The following is a 21,768-nucleotide window of genomic DNA, read 5'->3' as shown; positions in this document are numbered from 1 at the left end:
GACAAGCCCCTTTCTTTTATTAAAAAAATTAATCGAAACTGACTTCTTTATTCTGATCTGATGAATCATAAATTCCGTGAATCATTTTCAAAATTTCATACCCATCATTGCCATCAATTAATGGAGTTGTGTTTGTTTGCACACATTCAATAAAATGCTCGATTTCAGCTTTAAATGGTATGCTGCTCTCGTATAATGGACTTGTCTTGCTGAGCAACCCGTTCTCTTCCTTAAAAATAGTAAGTGGTGATAAGGTTGCACCACCTTTATTGCCAAATAATTCAATATCAATATTACCGTCCTGCTCCCCATTCACGGCCCAAGCGATCTCAAGTGATAAAACTGAGCCGTTTTTAAAGCGGATCCAGGCAGAACTGAAATCCTCTACATCAAATACATGTTCTGCATTTAATTTTTTGTTTTTCGATTCCCAGCTTGAGGTGTACTTTGTTTGATAATTCCCCAATCCGTTAAGCGTTTTTCCTGTAATCGATTGAACCTGTGGATTTCCCATAAGCCACCATGCCAAATCAAGTGCATGGACGCCGATATCCATCATCGCACCACCGCCAGCTAAAGCTTTATTGGTAAACCAGCCCTTTGGTGTCCCGCGACGTCTGAACAGTTTTGCTTTTGCATAGTAAACATCTCCAAATGCTTGCTGTTCTGCATATTCTTTTAAGATACCCGTATCACGACGAAAACGATGGGTCATTCCAACCATCGTCAATACATCTTTTGCTTTAGCTAATTCCAAATAGTCGTTTACATCCTGTAAATCAGTACCAATTGGTTTTTCCATAAATACATGTATTCCCTTTTGGGCCGCCAGTGTAGCAATCGGAATATGAGTTTGGTTTGGTGTGCAGATAATAACTGCATCGATTGCAACCTGTTTAAACATCTCTTCAGCTTCCTGAAAAGAATGTGGGATTTGATATTTTTCAGCTATTTCCTGCGCCTTATTGATATCCAAATCCGCAACAGCAGCTATCGTTACATTTTCAGAGTCGTTTAAATGAAGGATATGGCTCGTTTCCGCAATAGCACCAAGCCCAATTATCCCTACGTTGACATTTTCCATTTTAATCAGCACCTTATTTTGAGAAATTTATCACCTTTGTTAACGTGGTTGATTTTTTATTTACTAGTTCATCAAAGGCAGCAGATACATCGCTGAAGTTAATTTCCTCTTTAATGAAAGAGCTTACATTAATTCGTTTTTCGCTTACTAGTCTGATATATTCTTCTATATTTCTGCCTTCTGTCCAGCGAACAAATCCATATGGATAGTCATTGGCCCCTGCTTCGTAAGTCTTATCGTACCTGCCTGGGCCACCTGCTCTTGAAATAAGAATTTGCGCTTCTTTGCTGAACATCCGGTTTCTCGGAAAATCTGGTTCAATGTCACCGACAATAACAACTTTCCCTTTATTTCTTATCCATTCGAGACTTTGTGCTGTTAAAGGCGATTTCTTACCACCCGCACATAGAAGTACAGCATCTGCACCATTCCCGCTGGTGCTATTTTGTATCTCACGTTCCATAGCGTTTATCGTAGAAAATGACTTTATATTCGTTTCTTCTTGCAGCATTGATGCTCGTTCTTCATGAAAGTCATAAGCAATAACATTGTAGGCTGCAGCGTCTGCAATTTTAGCAATCATTTGACCGAGTAATCCTAATCCTACTACAGATACTGTTTCACCAAATTGAAGATTTGCAACCCGCAGTGCATGAATAGCAATCGCACCAATACCAGCAAGTGCCGCCTCCTTTGGTTTAACATTTGAAGGAACTTTAGCATAGAGAGTTTTCGGAACTAATAAGTACTCGGAATGCTGCACATACGGAGCGCCATAAACAGCAACCAAATCCCCGGGCTTCACATCTGTAATATCACCTCCGCACTCCTCGACTACTCCCATCGCGCTGTAGCCTAACGTAATTTTTTTATCGGTACTATTTTCGATAATTGTTAATTCAGTACCTGGTGAAATAATCGAGTACATTGTCTTTATTAATAAGTGGGAAGGTTTTACTGCAGGTGAATCATCCACAACTATTTCAACCTGTTTGTTGTTGGCAATAATTTTTTGCATTTTTCCTTTACTCCTTCCATAAAACTCTTACATTACTAGCTGAACCACTTTGAAAGATTCTTTTTCACGAATTCATCATCATGTAAATGCGGGTATGCTGCATATACACGATTTATTTCTTCCATTTGATTAGGTCCCAATTCTTCTTTTTCCAGTAGGCACCATCTTCCTTGAAGCAGGCCTTGTCTGGCTAACACTTCATTAATCCCGGCAATACTCCCTTTAAATTGATTTTTAGCATCAAAGAAGGCAGCATTTGCATCTGTGATCTCCTGTGCTGATGTTAACAACTTACTTGGGATATGATCGTTATGCTGTACCTTTTTTATGTCATCAAATACTTCTACTGCTTTCTTTGTCCATACTGACCAATGTCCCAGTAAACCTCCGACAATCTTCTTTTCTACCTTTTCCCCATCGACATCTACATTGTAAGTAGTCAATAGGTCATTAACGATATTGTCATCATTCCCGGTATATAAAGCAATGTCCTCATTTCTTTGGGAGTTGCATACTGCCCTTACCACATCAAGCGAAAGATAGCGGTTAAACGGAGCAATCTTAATCGCATGCACATTAGGAATATCCGCAAATTTTCTCCAGAAATCATACGAAAATACTCTTCCACCAACAGCTGGCTGCAGGTAAAACCCGAAAACAGGGATGATTTCAGCTACCTTTTTTGTTCTATCAAGTAATTCTTCCTCTGTATGAGACTGCAAACCTCCCATACTTAGTAATCCAAGGTCATATCCTATTTTTTTAGCAAATTCTGCTTCTTTAACTGCTTGATCTGCAGGGCCACAAATTCCAGCAATCTTAATAAATGAATCTGGTGCCTGGGCCTTTTTCATCTCTTCAATCGCAAGTGTTAACACCTTTTCAAACAAATTAAACGCAGGATCACGGATCTCAAACTGGGTTGTATGGACCCCAACTGCCAGACCCCCTACTCCCGCATCAATATAATATCGGGTAAGTGCTCGCTGACTTCGCTCGTCAAGTTCTCTTTCTTCTGTTAAGGCTAATGGATGTGCTGGAATAAACGCGCCTTCATGCAAATAATTTTTTACTGGACTTTTTAACATTTAAAATGCCCCTTGCCTCTCTTGGAAATGAGTTGGTTTGTCGTATGTAGAGCCATCATTCTTCAGCCATTCTGCCGTCATGTCAATCATTTGTTGTATCGTTACTTTTGGATATCCAAATAATTTATGTGCTTGAGAAGCGTTATTTAATAGGGCAGTAGGGTTTTCCTCGTTATAAAAGTTGACATCTTTATCAAATCGTTTAGCAAATTCCTCAGCAAGCCAGCGAACGGATACTGTTTCTGGGCCAGTGGCATTTAATATCTTGGGTGGGGCTTCCGTATATAATAAGGAGCGAACAGCATATTCATTTGCATCACCTTGCCAAATGACATTGACATTTCCCATTTCAAGATCAATGGACTGATCATTATATACTTGTTTGGCAATTTCCAGTAACACACCATATCGGAGATCAATTGCATAATTTAATCTGAATAGCAGCATCGGTGTTTTATTTTTATGTGAGAAATGGGTGAGTACACGTTCCCTTCCTAAACAGGATTGTGCATACTCTCCAACTGGACTAACAGGTGTGTCCTCAGAGCAATTGCTGCTTAATACATTTACAAGGGGGTATACATTCCCAGTTGAGAACGCGACCATTCGTGAATCAGCAAATTTTTCAGCAAGCCTACCTGGTAAATACGCATTCATAGCCCAGGTGAAATGCTCATTTCCAACAGTTCCAAACTTATTCCCAGCCATATAAATGACATTTTTAGCGGTTGGAAGTGATTGGAGGTCGGACTCATTTAGCAAATCAGCTGAGATTGTTTCAATACCAAAGTCCTCCAATTCTTTTTTTAACGTTCCGGAAGAAAACCTTGATACACCAATTACCTTTTTATTCAGGCCACCATCATCTATAGCTCTTTTCGTTAATTTTGCCATTGAAGGTCCCATTTTCCCGCCAATACCTAATATCATAATATCACCTTCCAATTTTGAAAGGTCTTCAATTAATTCTTCAGATGGCTCTGTCATAAACTTTTCTAACTCTGAGATCGTTTTCATTTAACCACTCCTACTTATTTTATGTTTTTTCTCTTTTCGATTGAAATTTCAGATAATATACTTATTATTCTATGAACAATTCCATTAAAAGACAAGTCTTGAATGCGTCTTTATTAGATAGACTCTGGAAATTCATCAAGGTATTGAATTTTGACAATTCTAATTATAAAAAGTATTATAAATATAATGATGACTAAAAGACATGTCTATACATTTGTCTTTCTAAGGGAGATGATTTTATGCAAATTAATAAACGAGTTGATGATAGTTCAGAAATTAATATTGGCATTATCGGATCAAAGTCCCTCCTAGACCAAACAAAAGAAACGTTAAAATCTTTTCCAAACTTTAAACCAGTCTTTGGTGTAGTTGAAGCTGACACTGCAATTACAGATTTAGCAATAGAGTTAATGCATGATGTTGATGTTCTAGTGTTTACAGAGTTCCATTTATACAATCTCGCCAAGCAATCGTTAGATTTCTCAATCCCTGTTCATCATGTTCCATTAATGGGTACCGGACTGTACAGGTCACTATTTCTTATTAAAAGCAACTATGGTTTAAAACGTTTGTCAGTCGATACGATTGAAGAAAAATATGTCGAAAAAATACTCGTCGAATTAGGTGAAGAAAACTATGAGTTTAAAGTATTTCCTAACCACTCCAAACCAAAATTGATTGAAGACATTATGAATTTCCACATTGAAAACTATAAGTCTGATGGATCAATTGTACTCACAGGAATACAGGAGGTTTCTATTAGATTGTCAGAAATGAATATTCCAAACGAGTGGGTAACACCTACACAACAGGACATGATTGTTTCCTTAGAACGTGCTTTACTTGCAACAAACACCCGCCGGAACAAAGAATCACAAATTGTTTTTGGGTTAATAAACGTTGATGACTTTAAAAGAGTCACTGAAAAATATAAATCAGAACATGATATACAATTACTAAAATTAAACATCCAGCAAATTCTCCTCGATTACATAAAACAGCTTGATGGACATTTAATAAATCTCGGCGGAGAAGAATATTCATTCATCACTACACGCGGCATTTTTGAACGTGAAACCAGAGGATATAAGTTCATACCCTTACTTCAAGATACAAATAATGCTATTGGAATCACGCTAAGTATTGGTGTCGGCTTTGGAAGTTCTGCTGCCGAGGCAGGCACTCACGCACGGTTAGCATTACGTCAGTCAAAAGAACTGGGCGGCGATGTTTGTTATATTGTCCGCGAAGATAAAAGTGTCTTAGGCCCGGTCGATATTACTACCAACACACAATACGAAAGATACGATTTAGCTATTACGGATGCACAACTGCTAGAGCGAGCTGAAAAGGCTGGTATGTCTGCATCCTATATGACAAAGCTAATGGCACGTGTTGCCCGCTACGGAATCATCGATTATACTGCACAAGAACTGGCTACAACTCTTAAAATAACGATTAGAAGTGCACACCGGATCTTGTTAAAATGGATGGATGCTGAACTAGTCGAGATTATTGGCGAGGAAAAAGTAACCTATAAAGGCAGACCCCGCCGAATCTATCGTCTTACTTTTATAATGGATGAACAGCTGAAATAAGTCCTTTTAATGTGTGTTGTCGCTCGAGTTTGGCGCGCTGCTCGCTCGAGTTTGGGGCGTCGTCGCTCGAATTTGATGCGCTGTCGCTCGACTTTGGCGCGCTGTCGCTTGAGTTTGGGCGCTGCTCGCTCGAGTTTGGGCGCTGTTCGCTCGAGTTTGAGTGCTCCTCGCTCGAGTTTGGCGCACGCTCGCTCGAGTTCAACGCACATTCGCTCGAGTTCAGCATGCTCTCGCTCGGCTAAGGCACTTTCTCGCAACTCTAGTACACTGCTATACTGATAGCCTCTCAAGCTTAGCAGTATCAACTCCCCATCCTATTCCAAACCCACCAGGCAGTGTAACTTCGCCATGTTCAATCTCAGCTTTTACCTTAGAGGGATCATCAGCCAAAAATAGTGGGCCGTTCAGATCGACTGGTGATGTGATACCTAACGCATGAAACAGCTGTGCACTAGCATAAAGACCTAACGATGATTCCGTTAACCCTCCACCGATTAATTCCATTCCAGCTGCTTGAGCAATTTCACCACATCGTTTCGCTCGTGAGATGCCACTCATTTTCGTCACTTTAATGACAATAGCGTCACATGCCTCTAATCGGATAGCTCGAACAACATCTTCAGGCGTCCATATACTCTCATCTAAAGCGATAGGAATGGTTGTAAATTCCCGAAGCTTTGCATGTCCTAGTAAATCACCAGCTGCTAATGGCTGCTCAAATACATTGACTCCAACTTCCTCCATTTCTCTGCTTAGACGCATCGCCTCTTTTAACCGGTAAGCTTGATTAGCATCAACACGAAAGTAAACTTCAGGCATTATTTCCTTTACAGCTCTTATTATTTCAATATCTTTTTCAGGGTTTAATCCTATTTTTACGTCAACACCTGTATATCCCTGGTCCTTCGCAATTCTTGCCTTTTTTGCAGCATCTTCCACGTTTGTGACACTAATTAAATAGGAAAGGGCAATTTTCCTTTGCTGTGGTGACAGCCATACATGCGCAAGTGGTTGTTTTGAACTTTTTCCGACAGCATCCATAACAGCCATGTCAATTGCCGCCTTCGCTATCGGCTGACCGCGTGTTATTCCTGATGATATCTGCTGATCCATTACACTGTGAATTTCCTCCAGATTAACTAATTCCATACCCATTAATGACTCAGCAAAATAGTTTTGAATCGTACTTACCACTGTTTCCAATGTTTCATAACTCCAGCGATGACTTGGCCGTGCTTCTCCCCAGCCTTCCGTGCCGTCATCAGTCGTTATACGTACATAAACATGTGGCGCACCAGCATTCTTGCTCCCAACCTGCCCACCAGAAATGGAGAAGTTTTGCAGCATCGGTAAATTTAAAGGAAAAACATCGATAGCTGTTATTCGCATAAATTGATTACTCCTTCAAAAGTTGACATTATGATCCAACCATTTATCTAAAAACTGATATGCAGATTCTCGTATGTGCGGTGGGAAATCATGTCCTTCAGAACCAAGCAACGATGTGAAGCGGTCATGATAGCCCAGCTTTTCATATAGCTGATAGACATTATGCAATCCGCTTGCAATCGACTTCCAATGCGGAAAAATTGAATCACTTTGTCCGCTCCAATTAAACATTGGCTTCGGTGCAACAAGAGCCAAAATCTCGTGAAACTCAAAAGGGATATCCCCTTCTGCTATCATTGGTGTTAATTTTGGAAAATGTGTATACCAATCGCGATCAGCCCAGCGTTGCGGCCGGTAATCCCCAGTGAACATAGAAAATCCGCAGCTAGTTACAATAGCCTTAACCCTGTCGTCTATACCAGCCAAGTAATAAGCATTATAGCCACCGAATGAATGACCAATAGCTCCGATACGATTCCTGTCAACAAACCGATGGGATTCGAGTAAATCTATTCCATGCCGATGATCAGTAAGATTCTTGGCAGTAATCGATGAATACTGCGGGAAATCACGATAAAAATAAGCATTATGAAACGGTTTTTCACCTGTTTTAATCCGTTCTCCCGCAGTTAAAGCGTCTGGAGCTAATACGACATAGCCTCTTTTGACCAGTTCAACTGCATAATTTTTAAAATGCTTGGCATTATTTGTGCTTACCGAATCCTTACCCATTTCGTCTGTACCATGCAGTGCAATTAGTGCCGGCAGCTTTTTTTCTTCTGCTCCCTTTGGAATCAGTAAGTATGCCGTAACAGTATCAGCGTCAGCTGTGTTGTATGTGACATGTTGTCTGATAAAGCCATCTTCTTTTGTCTCTGCATGTATTGTAAAATCTAACGGAACCCTCTCAGGAAGTTTGCCTATCATATCCTGCCACCGCTTAAAGATATCTGATCTTCTTTTCAGCCAATCTTCTGTAGAATCAATACCCTCAATAAGTGATGGTATACCTTGCTCATTTAACATATGCAGCTTGTAAGTCAATCAAATACCTCCTTACGTTTTAAAAGGGTGGAAATCCGAAAGCACTACTTCACGACCTGAGCGAGCTGATTCATATATTGCCAAAATAATTTCAACTGATTTCCTTGCTTCAATCCCAGATATCATTGGCTCACGGTTCTCTAAAATAGCTTCAATCATGTCACCAACAATAATGGAGTGTCCGTCATGATCATCCTCGGGCAATTGTGGCTCCTCAAGCTCTCTATCAGTGTTCATGAATTCCCAAATGTCCACGGTAGTATCGGAAACTTTTACTGTTCCTTTGTCACCATTGACTTCAATGGATGTCTGCTGTTCCGGAAATACGGAAGTGGCACCTTGAATTGTCCCAAATCCACCATGTTTAAACTTCACCACAGCAACTGCAGTATCCTCGACTTCAATATTTTTGCGAGCTAATGTATCATTGTAAGCAAATACACTTTCAACCTCTCCGCCAATCCACTGTAAAAGATCAATGCCATGTACACCCTGATTCATCAGTGCTCCGCCGCCATCAAGTTCCCATTTACCGCGCCAGCCAGCACTAGCATAATAGTCATCATCACGAAAATATTTTAAATAAGCGTGGATCATCATCATGTTTCCTAATAGCCCATTTTCTTTAGTATCCTTGGCAGCAATAAAATGCGGCAATGTCCTCCTTTGGAAAACAGCACCTAGTTTAACGCCTGCTTGGTTGCACGCATGAATCATCTGGTCCATCTGCTCGAACTTAATATCTAATGGCTTTTCGCATAACATATGCTTTCCCTTTGCGGCACACGCAAGTGCAAACTTCGCGTGCATACCGCTTGGCACACATAGACAGACAACATCAATCTGTTCTTGAAGCATCTCGTGGTAATTGGTAAACGTTTTTGCTACGCCAAATTCCTCAGCTAAAACAGCGGCCTTTTGTTCATCAATATCCGATATCGCCACAAGTTCAGCCTGGGGATTTGATACAATTGCTTTGGCATGCAAAGGCGCTAATACACCAGCACCTATGATGCCAAATTTTATTGAGGTCATATTTTCACCTGCTCCTAAATTAAAACCTGTTTTCCAGTAGTTCTACTTTCGTTCGCCGCTTCAATAAATCGAATTACCTCTTTTGTTTCTGCTAACGAAACTCTAGGGATTCCATCTTGAAAGAAATCCATTATCTGATCTAATAAGCTGGCATAATAAGGCTTCGCACTGGTGTTTATATCGACATATTCGGTACCCTGTTCAAAGTGAATTGCTGCTCCAAATTGCTTGTTACCTTTACGGTTACCCCGAACAGTTCCAAAAAGCCCATCCTGCCGCTGTCCAACAATAACATCATGTTCATTGTTTGTTGTGGTGGTTACTGACTGGAAGCCTTCACCTAAAATCGCAAACAGCATTTCAATCGAATGGATTCCATACCAAAAAAAGCCCGGTTGCTTCTCCTGCAGTTCCATTGGGCCAAAGCAATCAGCACCTATTATTTCTCCTTTATCAGACATTGATAATACTTCTACCAATCGATCTGCATAACGAAGAGCAGACGTACTCATAACTGGAGTCTGGTAAACTGAAGCAAGTTTAACCATTTCAGCAGCCTTTTCTGACTTCAGACTGAACGGTTTATCGATAAAAATTGGTTTCTTATAGGAGATAATTCTTCGCAACTGTTCTAAATGAACTCTTCCATCTACTGATTCTAATAAAATAGCATCACTTTCTTCTGCTACACGTTCAATTGAGTCAGTAATGTTAACATCATAATTACGCTGAAGTTCCTTTGTAAAACCCTCTACACGAGAGATACTAAGGTCAAAATCAGGGGAACCTCCAGGAAAAGCTATCACAACTTTTCCACCAGGTACATGATATTTTTCCAAAGGGTCATTAAGTAATTTTGTAAAGGCTACAGCATGCGATGTATCTAACCCAATGATGCCGACCTTCAAGTTGTCTGACATATTTTTCCGCCTTTCAGTTAGCGATAATACCTTTTATTTTAGCCCTGACATCTGAATTCCTTCTGTGAAATAACGCTGGAAGAATAAAAATATAATGAAAGTCGGAATAAAGGAAAGTGTCGATCCGGCCATCTGAATTCCAAAGTTGCCCTCTTTCCCTAGTAAAGATGCTAAACCTACTGTAATGGGGAACATCTCTTCCTTCGTCATATAAATTAGCGGTTGGAATAAGTCATTCCAATTTGATATAAATGAAAAGGTTCCAACGGTTGCAACTACAGGTACCGACAATGGTAAAATAACTCTAAAGAAAACTTGAATATCAGTTGCACCATCAATACGTGCTGCCTCTTCTAAATCATTCGGTATATTTTGTAAAAATTGCTTAATTAAAAACACACCCATTATTCCCCATAATTCAGGGATAATCAAAGACCAATACGTATTTATCCATCCGAAATCAGAGAACATAATGTATTTCGGTATTATTAAAAGCTGCTGCGGTATCATGATAACCGCCATAAACACCCAGAAGATTACGTCTCTGCCAGGGAACTTCTTTTTTGCAAAAATATATCCTAAGATTGCACAGAAAAGCATTTGGCTACCCACCGGAAAAATTGTAATCACGATTGAATTAAAAATCCATCTAAGAAATATTCCATCATTGAAAATTTGCTTGTAGTTCACTAATGACGGATCCTCAGGTATCCAAAATAATGGGTCTAACAAAGCGTATTGCATCTCTTTTAATGATCCTAGTGCCATTATGATAAAAGGCAAAAGAAACGATATACCCAATATAATCAATGCAAAATAAATGAATATTTTTCTCACTTTTCTTATGCTCCTTTCCAAATCATCAACATATTAAAAATGTGTAGTTTCTTTGCCAAGGTATTTTCTTTGAATAAGCGAAATAACCAAAATGATAAAGAATAGTATATACGATAGAACTGCCGCGTAACTCAAGTTAAGTCCAGTAAACCCTTGTTCATATAAGTAATATACTATAGTCGTGGTCGAGTAATTTGGCCCTCCACCTGTAAGCAAGAATGTTGAATCAAATATTTGAAAGGAACCGATAGTCGTTATAATCGCTACGTAAAAATGAATCGGCTTTAAAAGTGGAAACGTTATTCTCCAAAAAATTTTAAAGCGTGATGCTCCATCAATCCGTGCAGCTTCATATAATTGTTTTGGTATCGATTGAAGACCAGCAAAATAATATATCATCGTACTTCCGGCAACTTTAAAAACACTTAAACCTGCAAGTACCATAAGTGCTTGACTTGAGTCTGCCAAAAACAATTGTGGTTCAACCCCAAAAAAACTCAACAAATAGTTAACCATACCAGATCCTGTTCCTCTGAAAAGCCAACCCCAAATTCCAGCTATTATTACAAAGGAGGTTACTACAGGTAAGAAAAAGATACCTTTAAACACACCTGCTGCTTTAACACCTGAGTTAATGATTAACGCCAAAATTAATCCGAGCGTCATAGTAGGTACAATATAATAGATGGAAAATAGGACAGTATTCCAAATTGCCCGCCAAGCTAAATCATCCCCTAAAAATGTCTTCCAGTTTTTCAACCCCACAAATACTGGATCTCCAATTATTTTCCAATCCATAAAAGTGAGTACAAAACTGTAGGCGAAAGGATATACTTGGAATATTAAAAAGTGAATCAAGGCAGGAGTCAAAAAGATATAAACAATTGCATTTCTGTCCCATTGACGTTTGATTCGTTGCTTTAGAGGCAAATTTGTCTTTTTAGAATGTTGTATTCTATCTTTTTTCCTTTTGATTCGTTCCTTTAATGGGAGTTTTCTTTTATTAGGAGATTCCATTTCTCCATTAACCTTTTCTGCATTATTCAGAGTAATCACCTAATTTCATATGTAAGTTAGGAACAGAGAGTTTGATTAAACCAAACCCTCTGTTCTATTAAACTATTTACTTATCAAGCTCAGCTTGAATACCCTCTGCCGCTGCATCTGCTGCTTCCTGTGGAGTTTTCTTCCCTTCCATCATCGTTTGTACTTCTGCTTGAATTGCTGGCATAATGGAACGCCCTTTTGGATGAATAACTCCTGGTAGTGCATATTGTGTATATTCGGAAAGCTGACTTAGATATTCTTGGTCATCAAATATATCTTTAGCTGATTTTCTAGTTGGGATGTATTGGGTAACTGTATTGAATTTCCTTTGGTTTTCCGAATTCGTTACAGTTTTAACAAATTCAGCTGCCGCCGATGGATTATCGCTATTTTTAGTAACCACAAACATTCCTGTTGTACCATACGTTACTTGTTCCTCTTTCTTCAGAGGTGGAGCAATTGTGAAATCAATCTGATCTTTTGCTAACAAATTACTTAAGGTTATTCCTGATCCTAGTATTGTCATGATTTCCCCACCATCCCACAATGCATTATGTTCCTGTGCGGTTATGGAATCTTCAGGAATCCAACCTTCTTCATACATCTTATTGATAAACTCAAACGTTTCGACACCCTGCTCATTATTAATTAGAATTTCATCGTCTTGCGTCAGTACTTTACCACCATTTTGCCATAGCCATGGATACAAGGTACCATTCATTGAACCCCCGCCAGGATAGCTCAGAGAATAGTAACCTTCTTCTTTTGCCTTTTTAGACCATTCTTCAAACTCAGCCCAAGTTGTTGGTAAATTTTCTGGATCTTCACCGATTGCTTCTACTATTTTGTTATTATAGAAAAATGTATAAGCTTCCTGAAGTATAGGGAGACCATATGTTTTATCTTTCCATTGAGTTGATACCAATGAAGATTCTACAAAATCACTCATATCAAAATCCTTTAGATACGGATCAAGTTCTAATAATAACCCCTCAGAAGCGTATTGTGGCATTTGGTCTGGAATTGCATAAAACACATCAGGACCATTACCAGCAGCGAGAGCTGTTAATATCTTCTGATCACGATTACCCCAAGGAATTTGCTCAAAGTTTACTGTTACCCCGTTTTCTTCTTCATAAGAAGCAATAACTTCTTCCCACATTTTAGCCTCTGCATCACCCTCGCCTGTGAACGGATGAGCCCATACAGTTATTTCACCAGATAATTCACCATCTTCAGCAGGTGCAGATGTTTCTTCCTCATCAGGACTACAGCCTACAATCAGCATCCCTACTACAATAAGTAACAAAAAAATCCTAAGTTTTCTCATCAACTAAAACCCCTCTCTTTTCATTTTCGAGACAGCTTACGAAAAAAATTGTATTATCCCCTCCAATCCTCAAATGCACGTTTCTATGAAAGCGATGTCAAATATAGGTGTTAACCCGAGACCATCAAAATCGGTATTTCGTGCACAGTGTTTTTAATTATTTTAATATTCGATAACTTATTATTAGTCTATGTTGTTTTTCATCTAGAGACAAGTCACTAAAGTGTCTTTAATAAAACAAAATTTCCTGCCAGGAGAAAATCGTATTTATTCATCCGTGTTGACATGATTTTTGGACACCAATATAATGAATAAAAATATTAGAAATTTTGTGTAAAAATAAAAAAGTTACGCTTCTTGCTTAACTTAAGGGGGAACAGCATGACATTCGGTGGTTGGGAAAAATTTAATACGGCTGCTTTTTGGATGATCAAATTAGCTTACATAAATTTACTTTGGATTTTATTTACAATAGGAGGACTAGTGATTTTCGGATTGTTTCCAGCTACCGTGGCAATGTTTACTGTTGTCCGTAAATGGATGCGCAAAGAAAATAACTTTAAGATCTTCCCGGCATTTTGGACAGTTTTTCGCACTGATTTTATAAAGTCAAATGGTCATGGTTTATTATTTATTATTGTTGGTTATATCCTTTATTACGACTTTACTTTTCTGCAGCTAAACGATGGTAAATTATCCTATCTGCTTCCAGTATTAATTTTTATTCTTATTTCATATGCCGTGACCTTGTTATTTTTCTTTCCTGTATTCGTCCATTTTGACTTGAAATTCTTTCAATATATTAAACAATCTTTTTTAGTTGCAATAACTTCCCCAATTGAAACAATACTAAGTGCTGTTTCGATTGTATTACTATATTTTGTAATCACGCTTTTACCAGGAATAATTCCGTTATTTAGTGGCAGTCTTTTGGCAATTGCGATGACTTGGACTAGTTTTAGAGCCTTCAGAAAAATTGAGCACAGGAAAGGATTAACTTAAACAGGTATAGAGTAATATTAAAGGAAAGGTTTAACCTCTAGGGTTAGGCCTTTTTTAGTGCCGGAAAAATCCACATAGTACATTTGTCCCATTTAACATAAGGACTCTTAAAAGACTTGTTATAGGTCGGTACTTGTCTAAAAATATTAATTATAGAGAAAATTGAAAACGCTTTCTGTGTGAAGGCAATAATTAGTAATAGGGAAACCTAATAATTGGAGGTGAATCCAGCTTAGAGTATAACTTTTAACAATTCTCAATGGAAGGGATGAGTAATTAAGATGCGTAAAGTAACATTTCTATTGGCATTACCTTTACTATTCACTATTTATTTAGGTGTTGTTGAAAACAAAAGTACAGAAGCCGCAGAAAGTAACGTACGCGAAATTGGAACTGCTTTAAATGCTGTTTCAATTCCTGGGGCTGCCTATGGTAAAAGTCCAGATGGTGAAGAAGATTGGATTTATGCAGTCTCCGGAGGGTCGCCAGCAGTTTTTAATGTTGTGAATGCTGAATCCGGTGAACTGGTTAATAGTTTTTCATTAGAGGGCGCTAGTAACAGCTGGGCACTTACAGTAGACCCTGACGGAAATGTTTATATGGGGACCTACTCAAATGGTACACTATACCGTTATGTACCAGGCAGCGATCATATTGAAAACCTCGGAAAGCCCCTTGCAGGTGAATCATTTATCTGGCGCATTAGCTCCGATGAAGACGGTAACATTTATGGCGGGACATATCCTAGCGGTAAAGTATTTCAATATAATCCCGAAACGGACGAGTTCCGTGATTATGGCCAAATGGTTGAAGGGCAGCAATACGTTAGAAGTATAGATATTTATAAAGACAAGGCATATGCCGGGGTTGGAACCAATGGGGCAAATCTTGTCGAGTTAGATACAGAGACAGGAGAAACCAAGCAAATACCACTGCCTGACAAGTTTTCAGGGGCAACAAATGTATACGATATTAACGTTGTCCGCAATAAACTATTTGCCAGAGTCACTGGCGCTAGCACTATTCTTGTATACGACTTGAAAACAATGGAAGTTATTGACGAGATTGAAGATGCGAATGGAATAGATGTCTCCCAGGCGGGGCCAAAGAACAACATTTATTTAATCAGAAATGAACAGCTCTATTCTTATAATTTAAATACGCTTGAGTTAAAAGCGACAGGATTTGATGACCTCTTTTCAGCACGAGGATTTGGCTGGATTAATCTCGGCACGAAGGAATTTCCAGGCAAAACCTTAGCAAGCATATCGTGGAACGGGGAAATCCGAAAATATAACCCGATAACCGGTAACACTGAAATCACACCTGGACAAATCAAGGGGGAACCAGTCGATATTCAATCCCTCACTCAAGGTCCTAACGGAAATATATTTGTTGGTGGTTATTTTTCCGGCGGGCTTGCTGAGTTCGATTATCAAGCAGATCAACTTACAGAGTATAAAGGTTTGGGGCAAATTGAAGGTATGGTAACGCATAATAACAGATTGTATATGGGCATTTATACAGGAGCAGAGCTTTTTTCATACAATCCTGATAACCCATATGAGCTAGGTAAAAATCCAGTAGAGCACTTCAGCTTGAAGGATAAAGAACAAGATCGACCTTTTGCACTAGTTTCTGCTGGCGATAAACTGGCGGTCGGTACTGTGCCTGATTACGGAAAACTAGGCGGAGCATTAACTATCTTTGATCCCACTACAAATGAATACTCCTTCCATCGAAACGTCGTGGAAAACCAAAGTGTAATATCACTTGCTTATAAAGACGGATTAGTATATGGAGGAACTTCGGTCTGGGGAGGACTAGGAATCCAACCAACTGAAGACGAAGCAAAGTTATTCATCTGGGATATGGAGAATGAACAGAAAGTATTAGAGACCGTTCCAGTACCTGGTGAAAAAGCAATTTCAGCACTAACCCTTGATGATGAAGGAAACCTATGGGGATTAACATCAGGTGTTCTGTTTAAATATGACACACAGTCCAACCAGATCGTTCGACACGAAGAACTATATTCATTGAATTGGGATGCAGTTGGCCACTTATGGCGTGGAGGCGCGTTAACATTTGATGACGATGGTAATCTTTATGGTCAGACACATAATGAACTTTTCAAAGTAAATCCGGAAACATGGGAAAAAGAAACGCTAGCTGAAGATGCAACTTTATTCGCGCAAGATGCTGATGGAAACTTCTACTTCGCAAGAGACCATAAACTTTATCAATATCAACGATAATAATGAGGAGAGATATTAAATGAAAGGAAAGCCAATTTTAAACAAATGGTTCTATTTATTAGCAGGATTGTTAGTACTTGTTTTAGCAGGAGTCCCATCACTAGCACAGGCTAACTCGAATCAGGAGTCAACTGAACTTGCTAACACCACTTATGGGGAACCCGAAAAGGTATTAGCACCTCTCACTGGAACAGTTAGTATCTTCGATGGAGCAGTTGGAAAAGAAGATGGCAATAACGTCATGTACACTACCGCAAAAGGAATACCTGCCAAGCTTAATGTGGTAGACCTAGATAATTACGAATTGCTGCGGACGATTACCCTTGAAGGTGCCGAGAGTACATGGGCACATGAAGTAACAGTCGATGGTGACTTGTATATAGCTACTATTGGCGGGGGCGCAAAGCTTTGGAAATATTCTCCTGAAACGAAGGATGCTAAGGTTGTCGCTACCTTCCCAGGGCAAACATTTCCTTATTCGATAACATCGGACCCTGAAGGAAATGTATATGTTGGAACCTATCCGGGCGGAAAAGTGTATAAATTTAATCCGGAAAGTGAAGAAGTTACAGATTATGGAAAAATGATTGATGAGTCTTCAAGGCAATATATTCGATCAATCGCTTATATTGAGGGAAACATTTATGCCGGAACTGCTAAAGATAAAATAATCAAATACAATATTGCAACAGGAGAGAAATCAAACATTGCATCATCTTTAGATGAGACGGGCACCGTATACGACATGGATAGAGTGGATAATCGCTACTTGTTTATCAGGTATAATGACACCAACAATGGCTACATTTACGATACAGAAACGCAAGAGTGGCTTGATGTTGTTGTTCCAAACGTAAGAGGATTACATGTAGAACAAGAATCATACAATGGATTAGTGTATTACATGACACCAGATGATAAATTCATGTCGATCGATTTAAACACACTGGAGATAAATGACACAGGTATGAGATATGGCAGTGGCTTGCGAGGAGCGGATTGGGTTGAACTAAGCGATCCGGATCTACCTGGTAAAAGTCTCGTTACCATTAACTGGAGTGGCAGTGTAACAATTTTTAATATCGAGACAAACCAGGTTATAGAGCGCCCTTCTTTAGTAAAAGGGGCACCAGCGATTATGAGTAAAGTAAAGAATGGTCCCGATGGAAACATATATATTACTGGTACACAAGCCACAGAAGGAGCTATCTTTAATCCGGTTGAGAACTCGACTGTCTCTTTTAATCTAGGACAGGGAGATAGCATGCATGCCGTTGGAGATAAAATGCTATTTGGCGTTTATCCTGGGGCAAGAATTTTTGAATATGACACAAAAAAAGAACCAACAGAAAACAATCCTAAGCAGCTGTTTCAAATTGGGAAAGAACAAGATAGAATCAGTGATATAACCAGCGGAGATGGAAAAACGTTTATCGGAAGTATTCCCGATTATGGTAAGCTAGGTGGTGCTTTGACGCTATATGACCAGACAGGAGAACAAACAGTCTACCGTAATATAGTAGAAAATCAAAGCATTGCTAGCTTAGCCTATAAAGATGGTATTGTTTATGGCACAACCACCATTAACGGCGGTCTAGGAATAGACCCAGTTGCTGAACAGGCCAAAATTTTCAAGTGGGATGTAGAAAATGAACAGAAAACAGAAGAAATATCACTATCAATCGAAGGTTTAGACAACCCACAGACAATTGGCGACTTATCCTTTGGTAAAAATGGTTTGTTATGGGGTGCTGCAAATAACATTATTTTTGCATTGGATCCCGACACGTTAAATGTAGTAAAAAGCAAAAAGATTTATCCTGATGGAGCTCTTTATTACGCTGACTGGCAAACAATTGATCTTGAATGGTCAAACAATATATTGTATGCAAAATTTGATAATAATCTAACTGCAATAGATCCTGAAACACTTCTCAGTCATAAGATCACCGATGCAAAATCTTTTACAATAGGAGACGATGGAAACATATACTACTCGCTTCCATCTAACCGGACACTTCTATATAAGGTTGAGGTAACAAGTGCAGGGCTTATACAGGAAATTCTAGACGGTTATCACACCTCAGAAGACATTGCGGAACCAGTCTATTCTCAATTGACTAATAAGTTGGAACAAGCAAAACACCATCTAAATAAGGATGATATAAGCCAGGCTGTTAAGCATCTGAATGATCTGCTTAAACTTCTGAACAACGATTCTATGAAAGAATTTATTTCAGATGATGCAAAGGATATATTGAATTCTAAAGTCGAAAATCTTATAGAAACCTTGTCATCTGAAAATGAGGAACCGCCAGTGAATTCCATACAACTAATAAATCCTGGCTTTGAGGAACCTTTGACAGATGAGGCTATACCTGGGTGGACATCTGCATTTCAAGTAGGTGGAGAATATTACTACGAAATTACGGATGAACGCAGTTTTAGTGGAAACAATAGTTTAAAGATTGATGATACTGTAAGATCTGCATCTGTTGCACTATACAGTGATAAAATAGATGTTGAACCTGGTGTTGAGTATATGGCTTCAACTCAAGCTTTTACTGAAGAAGGTTCAGCAAGCTTTCTGTTACGCTTTTACGATAAAGATGGTAACCAAGTCGCTAATTATGCTAACCATTTTGAGACCATGCTCGGCCAATGGGAAAAAATAAACACTCAGGGTGTAGCCCCAGATAATGCTGCATATGTACGGATCTATGCATATACAACAAGCTATCAAATAGGAACCGTTTATTTTGATGATATCAATCTATGGACAAACCATGAATAGATAAGTACTAATTAGAAAACTTGGCATTCGCCAAGCCTTAATGGCGAGTGCCTTAGTTACACTTATGCAGTAAGAAAGGATTTATACTTTCTTAACTGCCTAAAAAGGTCAATGTATTGTGTATTCAATACATTGACCTTTTTTATTTTCCGAACGTATTTTTCATTCGTTTGAGTGGATCATCTTCTATTGCAGGATCCCATTGTAAAACTTGGTCAGCATTGTGAAGTTCTTTTATAAGTTCATTATAGTCTATGTTTTGCACGTTTGTTTTATTTTTAAAAGCAAGAGCTGCAGCTAATCCTGCTGATTGGCCAATAATCATAAACACTGGTTCCATGCGGATTGACCCGTAGGCAATATGGGAACTTGATAAACAGACTGGAACTAATAAATTTGTACATTCATCTGCACGGGGACGAATGGAGCGATAGGAAATCGGATACGGTGAAATAGGAATTTCCACATCCCCCTCATTGACACATTCTCCATCCAGCACAACTCGTCTGACATGATGTGAATCCATTTGATAGGAAGCAAGACCAACCGAATCATCAACACCGGTTTTTCCCAGACAATTATTATCTGTCATTACGTAATCTGATATCATTCTTCTGCTTTCGCGAATATATAATTGCGGTGGCCAATGCCCGGTCTTTTCAAATTCATCTTTTGGCAACCCCCACTGTGAAACCTCCTCAAGAATATGTAATTGAACTCGCATGTCATTGGACAAAAAATATAACATTCCTAAATTATAATTCACATGATCCTGAAAAATTTCCTCGCGGGTCTGATAACTGCCTTCTGGCCATTGATGGTTCATTCCAATATTGTCAGTTGATACAGCCCCATAGTTATTCAAATCAGACTTCCCATTAGGAAGCATTATATGAAGATTCATAGCATCCCATACACCTGCATTGATATAACGTAATAAAAGCAAATATCTATTTGGATCATACTTTGGGGGTTCTGGAAACGGAACGCGGTTTTCAGGAACTCTTGTTAGGCAAATACGAAAATTATAGGATTGAATACGGTGATCCCCGTCTCCCTGATATTCCTGATCCGTGGAATCCTCGGTCACTCCAGGCAAGAGTCCGCTTTCCTTATCACCTTCTATGATATATGGATCAACTGGCTTTTCGAACTTATGATGTGGCTCACCAAAACGAACACCATTATATGTTTCGTCATATGTTGCATTTGACTCGCGCCCCACCGTGTAGGAAATGTTCGATTTTGCCATCAAATCTCCTTCGTAACTAGCATCTACATAATATGCTCCCTTAAATGTATTGCCGTTTTCCATCACGATTTCATTAATCTCTTTATCTTTGTTCATCTCAACCTCTTTAAGATGTTGGCCATAATAGATTGGTATATTATATTCTTCTATCCAACTCTTAAATAGATGCTTGGCAGCTTTTGGCTCAAATGTCCATTGCTCTTCTTTACCATAATAGTTGCCAATTTTTTTATAGAATTCTCTTGAAAGACCGCCAATAGCATCTTTAGCGCCTAAATCAGTAGCCCCAAGTCCACTAGCAGTAATCCCACCGATATGATTTCCAAATTCAGCGATAGCAACCGTCAGTCCCATTGTTTTTGCCTGAATCGCAGCCGTAATTCCTGCTGGTGTTGCACCATATACAATTAAATCTTTTATGATTGTTTGTGGGTTATTAGAAACTTTTGATGGTACATAGTAGTTAAGGTTACTAAAATCCATTTATTTGCCCCCGTTCTGTGCTTTCGCTAGCCATGCCCCTAAGAACTAATACATTGTTAATCATTATAGTATTAATATTAAGTCCTTAATAGGTCTTTAAGACATTGTAGGGAACCAGAAGCTGCGCATACCCTTCTGTTACTATTACAATCGATACTCGCGTGAAAAAAGTGGCATCGGGGTTAAATAAATATTTTTTCGATGCAGATGCCACTTTTCATGCTTTGGAAACGATAGTACTTATGAGAAAGGTATTTTCTGCTTTAGCAGAAAATGACCTATTGAAATTTAGTAGAGGATTTTCGGCCTGCGCCGAAAATCTACATCCTTGGAAAGACCTATCGCTCGAGTTGAGTTGTGGCTCGCTCGAGTTTGAGTGTGGCTCGCTCGAGTTTGGGCGTTGCTCGCTCGTGTTTGAGGGCTGCTCGCTCGAGTTTGGGCGTTGCTCGCTCGAGTTTGGGTGTGGCTCGCTCGAGTTTGAGGGTTGCTCGCTCGTGTTTGAGGGCTGCTCGCTCGAGTTGGGGTGTGGCTCGCTCGAGTTTGGGTGTGGCTCGCTCGAGTTTGAGGTTGTT

General features: G+C 39.1%; 17 protein-coding genes. 5 read left to right on the top strand and 12 right to left on the bottom strand.

Annotated features, from left to right (window positions below):
- Positions 1–28: 28 nt before the first annotated feature.
- Genes BLS02_RS03460 through BLS02_RS03445 form a run of 4 tightly spaced genes read right to left on the bottom strand, consistent with a single transcriptional unit; the run spans position 29 to position 4,207 of the window.
- Positions 29–1,084: a Gfo/Idh/MocA family protein gene (locus tag BLS02_RS03460; protein WP_092491564.1), complete on the bottom strand. Its 1,056-nt coding sequence runs from the start codon at positions 1,082–1,084 to the stop codon at positions 29–31.
- 13 nt (positions 1,085–1,097) lie between these two features.
- Entirely contained in the window at positions 1,098–2,102 is a 1,005-nt protein-coding gene (locus tag BLS02_RS03455) for a zinc-dependent alcohol dehydrogenase (RefSeq protein ID WP_092491563.1), read from the bottom strand.
- 35 nt (positions 2,103–2,137) lie between these two features.
- A complete protein-coding gene (locus tag BLS02_RS03450; RefSeq protein ID WP_092491562.1) occupies positions 2,138–3,190 on the bottom strand; it encodes a dihydrodipicolinate synthase family protein in 1,053 nt (350 codons plus the stop codon).
- Positions 3,191–4,207: an NAD-dependent epimerase/dehydratase family protein gene (locus BLS02_RS03445; RefSeq protein ID WP_092491561.1), complete on the bottom strand. Its 1,017-nt coding sequence runs from the start codon at positions 4,205–4,207 to the stop codon at positions 3,191–3,193.
- Positions 4,208–4,446: 239 nt separating this feature from the next.
- Between BLS02_RS03445 and BLS02_RS03440 the strand changes: the two genes are divergently transcribed.
- Entirely contained in the window at positions 4,447–5,805 is a 1,359-nt protein-coding gene (locus BLS02_RS03440; protein WP_092491560.1) for a GGDEF domain-containing protein, read from the top strand.
- A 29-nt stretch (positions 5,806–5,834) separates the two neighbouring features.
- Positions 5,835–6,047 (top strand): hypothetical protein, encoded by a 213-nt coding sequence (locus BLS02_RS18715; RefSeq protein ID WP_139180759.1) that lies wholly within the window; start codon positions 5,835–5,837, stop codon positions 6,045–6,047.
- A gap of 28 nt (positions 6,048–6,075) precedes the next feature.
- Here the strand turns inward: BLS02_RS18715 and BLS02_RS03435 are convergent, their stop codons facing one another.
- The 7 genes from BLS02_RS03435 to BLS02_RS03405 all read right to left on the bottom strand — a co-directional run bounded on the left by BLS02_RS03435 (position 6,076) and on the right by BLS02_RS03405 (position 13,407).
- Positions 6,076–7,194, bottom strand: coding sequence for a mandelate racemase/muconate lactonizing enzyme family protein (locus tag BLS02_RS03435; RefSeq protein ID WP_092491559.1), 1,119 nt, complete (start codon positions 7,192–7,194; stop codon positions 6,076–6,078).
- 15 nt (positions 7,195–7,209) lie between these two features.
- Positions 7,210–8,238, bottom strand: a complete 1,029-nt coding sequence (locus BLS02_RS03430; protein WP_092491558.1) for an alpha/beta hydrolase family protein — start codon at positions 8,236–8,238, stop codon at positions 7,210–7,212.
- Between the two features lie 12 nt (positions 8,239–8,250).
- Complete coding sequence (locus BLS02_RS03425; protein WP_092491557.1) at positions 8,251–9,273, bottom strand: Gfo/Idh/MocA family protein; 1,023 nt, start codon at positions 9,271–9,273, stop codon at positions 8,251–8,253.
- 14 nt (positions 9,274–9,287) lie between these two features.
- Positions 9,288–10,193: a Gfo/Idh/MocA family protein gene (locus tag BLS02_RS03420; RefSeq protein WP_092491556.1), complete on the bottom strand. Its 906-nt coding sequence runs from the start codon at positions 10,191–10,193 to the stop codon at positions 9,288–9,290.
- 33 nt (positions 10,194–10,226) lie between these two features.
- A complete protein-coding gene (locus tag BLS02_RS03415; protein WP_092491555.1) occupies positions 10,227–11,030 on the bottom strand; it encodes a carbohydrate ABC transporter permease in 804 nt (267 codons plus the stop codon).
- A 33-nt stretch (positions 11,031–11,063) separates the two neighbouring features.
- Positions 11,064–11,984: a carbohydrate ABC transporter permease gene (locus BLS02_RS03410; RefSeq protein ID WP_439144710.1), complete on the bottom strand. Its 921-nt coding sequence runs from the start codon at positions 11,982–11,984 to the stop codon at positions 11,064–11,066.
- Between the two features lie 169 nt (positions 11,985–12,153).
- Positions 12,154–13,407, bottom strand: a complete 1,254-nt coding sequence (locus tag BLS02_RS03405) for a sugar ABC transporter substrate-binding protein (protein WP_092491554.1) — start codon at positions 13,405–13,407, stop codon at positions 12,154–12,156.
- Between the two features lie 381 nt (positions 13,408–13,788).
- Between BLS02_RS03405 and BLS02_RS03400 the strand changes: the two genes are divergently transcribed.
- The 3 genes from BLS02_RS03400 (at position 13,789) to BLS02_RS03390 (ending at position 19,461) form a co-directional block, all read left to right on the top strand.
- Positions 13,789–14,409: a YesL family protein gene (locus BLS02_RS03400; RefSeq protein WP_092491553.1), complete on the top strand. Its 621-nt coding sequence runs from the start codon at positions 13,789–13,791 to the stop codon at positions 14,407–14,409.
- A gap of 281 nt (positions 14,410–14,690) precedes the next feature.
- Entirely contained in the window at positions 14,691–16,667 is a 1,977-nt protein-coding gene (locus tag BLS02_RS03395; RefSeq protein WP_092491552.1) for a ligand-binding sensor domain-containing protein, read from the top strand.
- Positions 16,668–16,686: 19 nt separating this feature from the next.
- Positions 16,687–19,461 carry an FIMAH domain-containing protein gene (locus tag BLS02_RS03390; RefSeq protein WP_092491551.1) on the top strand — a complete coding sequence of 925 codons (2,775 nt, stop codon included), beginning with the start codon at positions 16,687–16,689 and terminating at the stop codon, positions 19,459–19,461.
- Positions 19,462–19,603: 142 nt separating this feature from the next.
- Here BLS02_RS03390 and BLS02_RS03385 read toward each other — a convergent pair whose 3' ends face one another.
- Positions 19,604–21,196 (bottom strand): FAD-dependent oxidoreductase, encoded by a 1,593-nt coding sequence (locus BLS02_RS03385; protein ID WP_092491550.1) that lies wholly within the window; start codon positions 21,194–21,196, stop codon positions 19,604–19,606.
- Positions 21,197–21,768: the final 572 nt, after the last annotated feature.

Source organism: Virgibacillus salinus (assembly GCF_900102415.1).
Taxonomy (GTDB): Bacteria; Bacillota; Bacilli; order Bacillales; family Amphibacillaceae; genus Lentibacillus; species Lentibacillus subterraneus.
Note: the sequence above shows the minus strand (reverse complement) of the source record. Positions and strands in the feature narration are given on the sequence as shown.

Excerpts from the sequence above, each read along its gene's own strand:
- BLS02_RS03460 (WP_092491564.1), bottom strand. The coding sequence starts at position 1,084 with ATGGAAAATGTCAACGTAGGGATAATTGGGCTTGGTGCTATTGCGGAA.
- BLS02_RS03455 (WP_092491563.1), bottom strand. The coding sequence starts at position 2,102 with ATGCAAAAAATTATTGCCAACAACAAACAGGTTGAAATAGTTGTGGAT.
- BLS02_RS03450 (WP_092491562.1), bottom strand. The coding sequence starts at position 3,190 with ATGTTAAAAAGTCCAGTAAAAAATTATTTGCATGAAGGCGCGTTTATT.
- BLS02_RS03445 (WP_092491561.1), bottom strand. The coding sequence starts at position 4,207 with ATGAAAACGATCTCAGAGTTAGAAAAGTTTATGACAGAGCCATCTGAA.
- BLS02_RS03440 (WP_092491560.1), top strand. The coding sequence starts at position 4,447 with ATGCAAATTAATAAACGAGTTGATGATAGTTCAGAAATTAATATTGGC.
- BLS02_RS03435 (WP_092491559.1), bottom strand. The coding sequence starts at position 7,194 with ATGCGAATAACAGCTATCGATGTTTTTCCTTTAAATTTACCGATGCTG.
- BLS02_RS03425 (WP_092491557.1), bottom strand. The coding sequence starts at position 9,273 with ATGACCTCAATAAAATTTGGCATCATAGGTGCTGGTGTATTAGCGCCT.
- BLS02_RS03420 (WP_092491556.1), bottom strand. The coding sequence starts at position 10,193 with ATGTCAGACAACTTGAAGGTCGGCATCATTGGGTTAGATACATCGCAT.
- BLS02_RS03405 (WP_092491554.1), bottom strand. The coding sequence starts at position 13,407 with ATGAGAAAACTTAGGATTTTTTTGTTACTTATTGTAGTAGGGATGCTG.
- BLS02_RS03400 (WP_092491553.1), top strand. The coding sequence starts at position 13,789 with ATGACATTCGGTGGTTGGGAAAAATTTAATACGGCTGCTTTTTGGATG.
- BLS02_RS03395 (WP_092491552.1), top strand. The coding sequence starts at position 14,691 with ATGCGTAAAGTAACATTTCTATTGGCATTACCTTTACTATTCACTATT.
- BLS02_RS03390 (WP_092491551.1), top strand. The coding sequence starts at position 16,687 with ATGAAAGGAAAGCCAATTTTAAACAAATGGTTCTATTTATTAGCAGGA.
- BLS02_RS03385 (WP_092491550.1), bottom strand. The coding sequence starts at position 21,196 with ATGGATTTTAGTAACCTTAACTACTATGTACCATCAAAAGTTTCTAAT.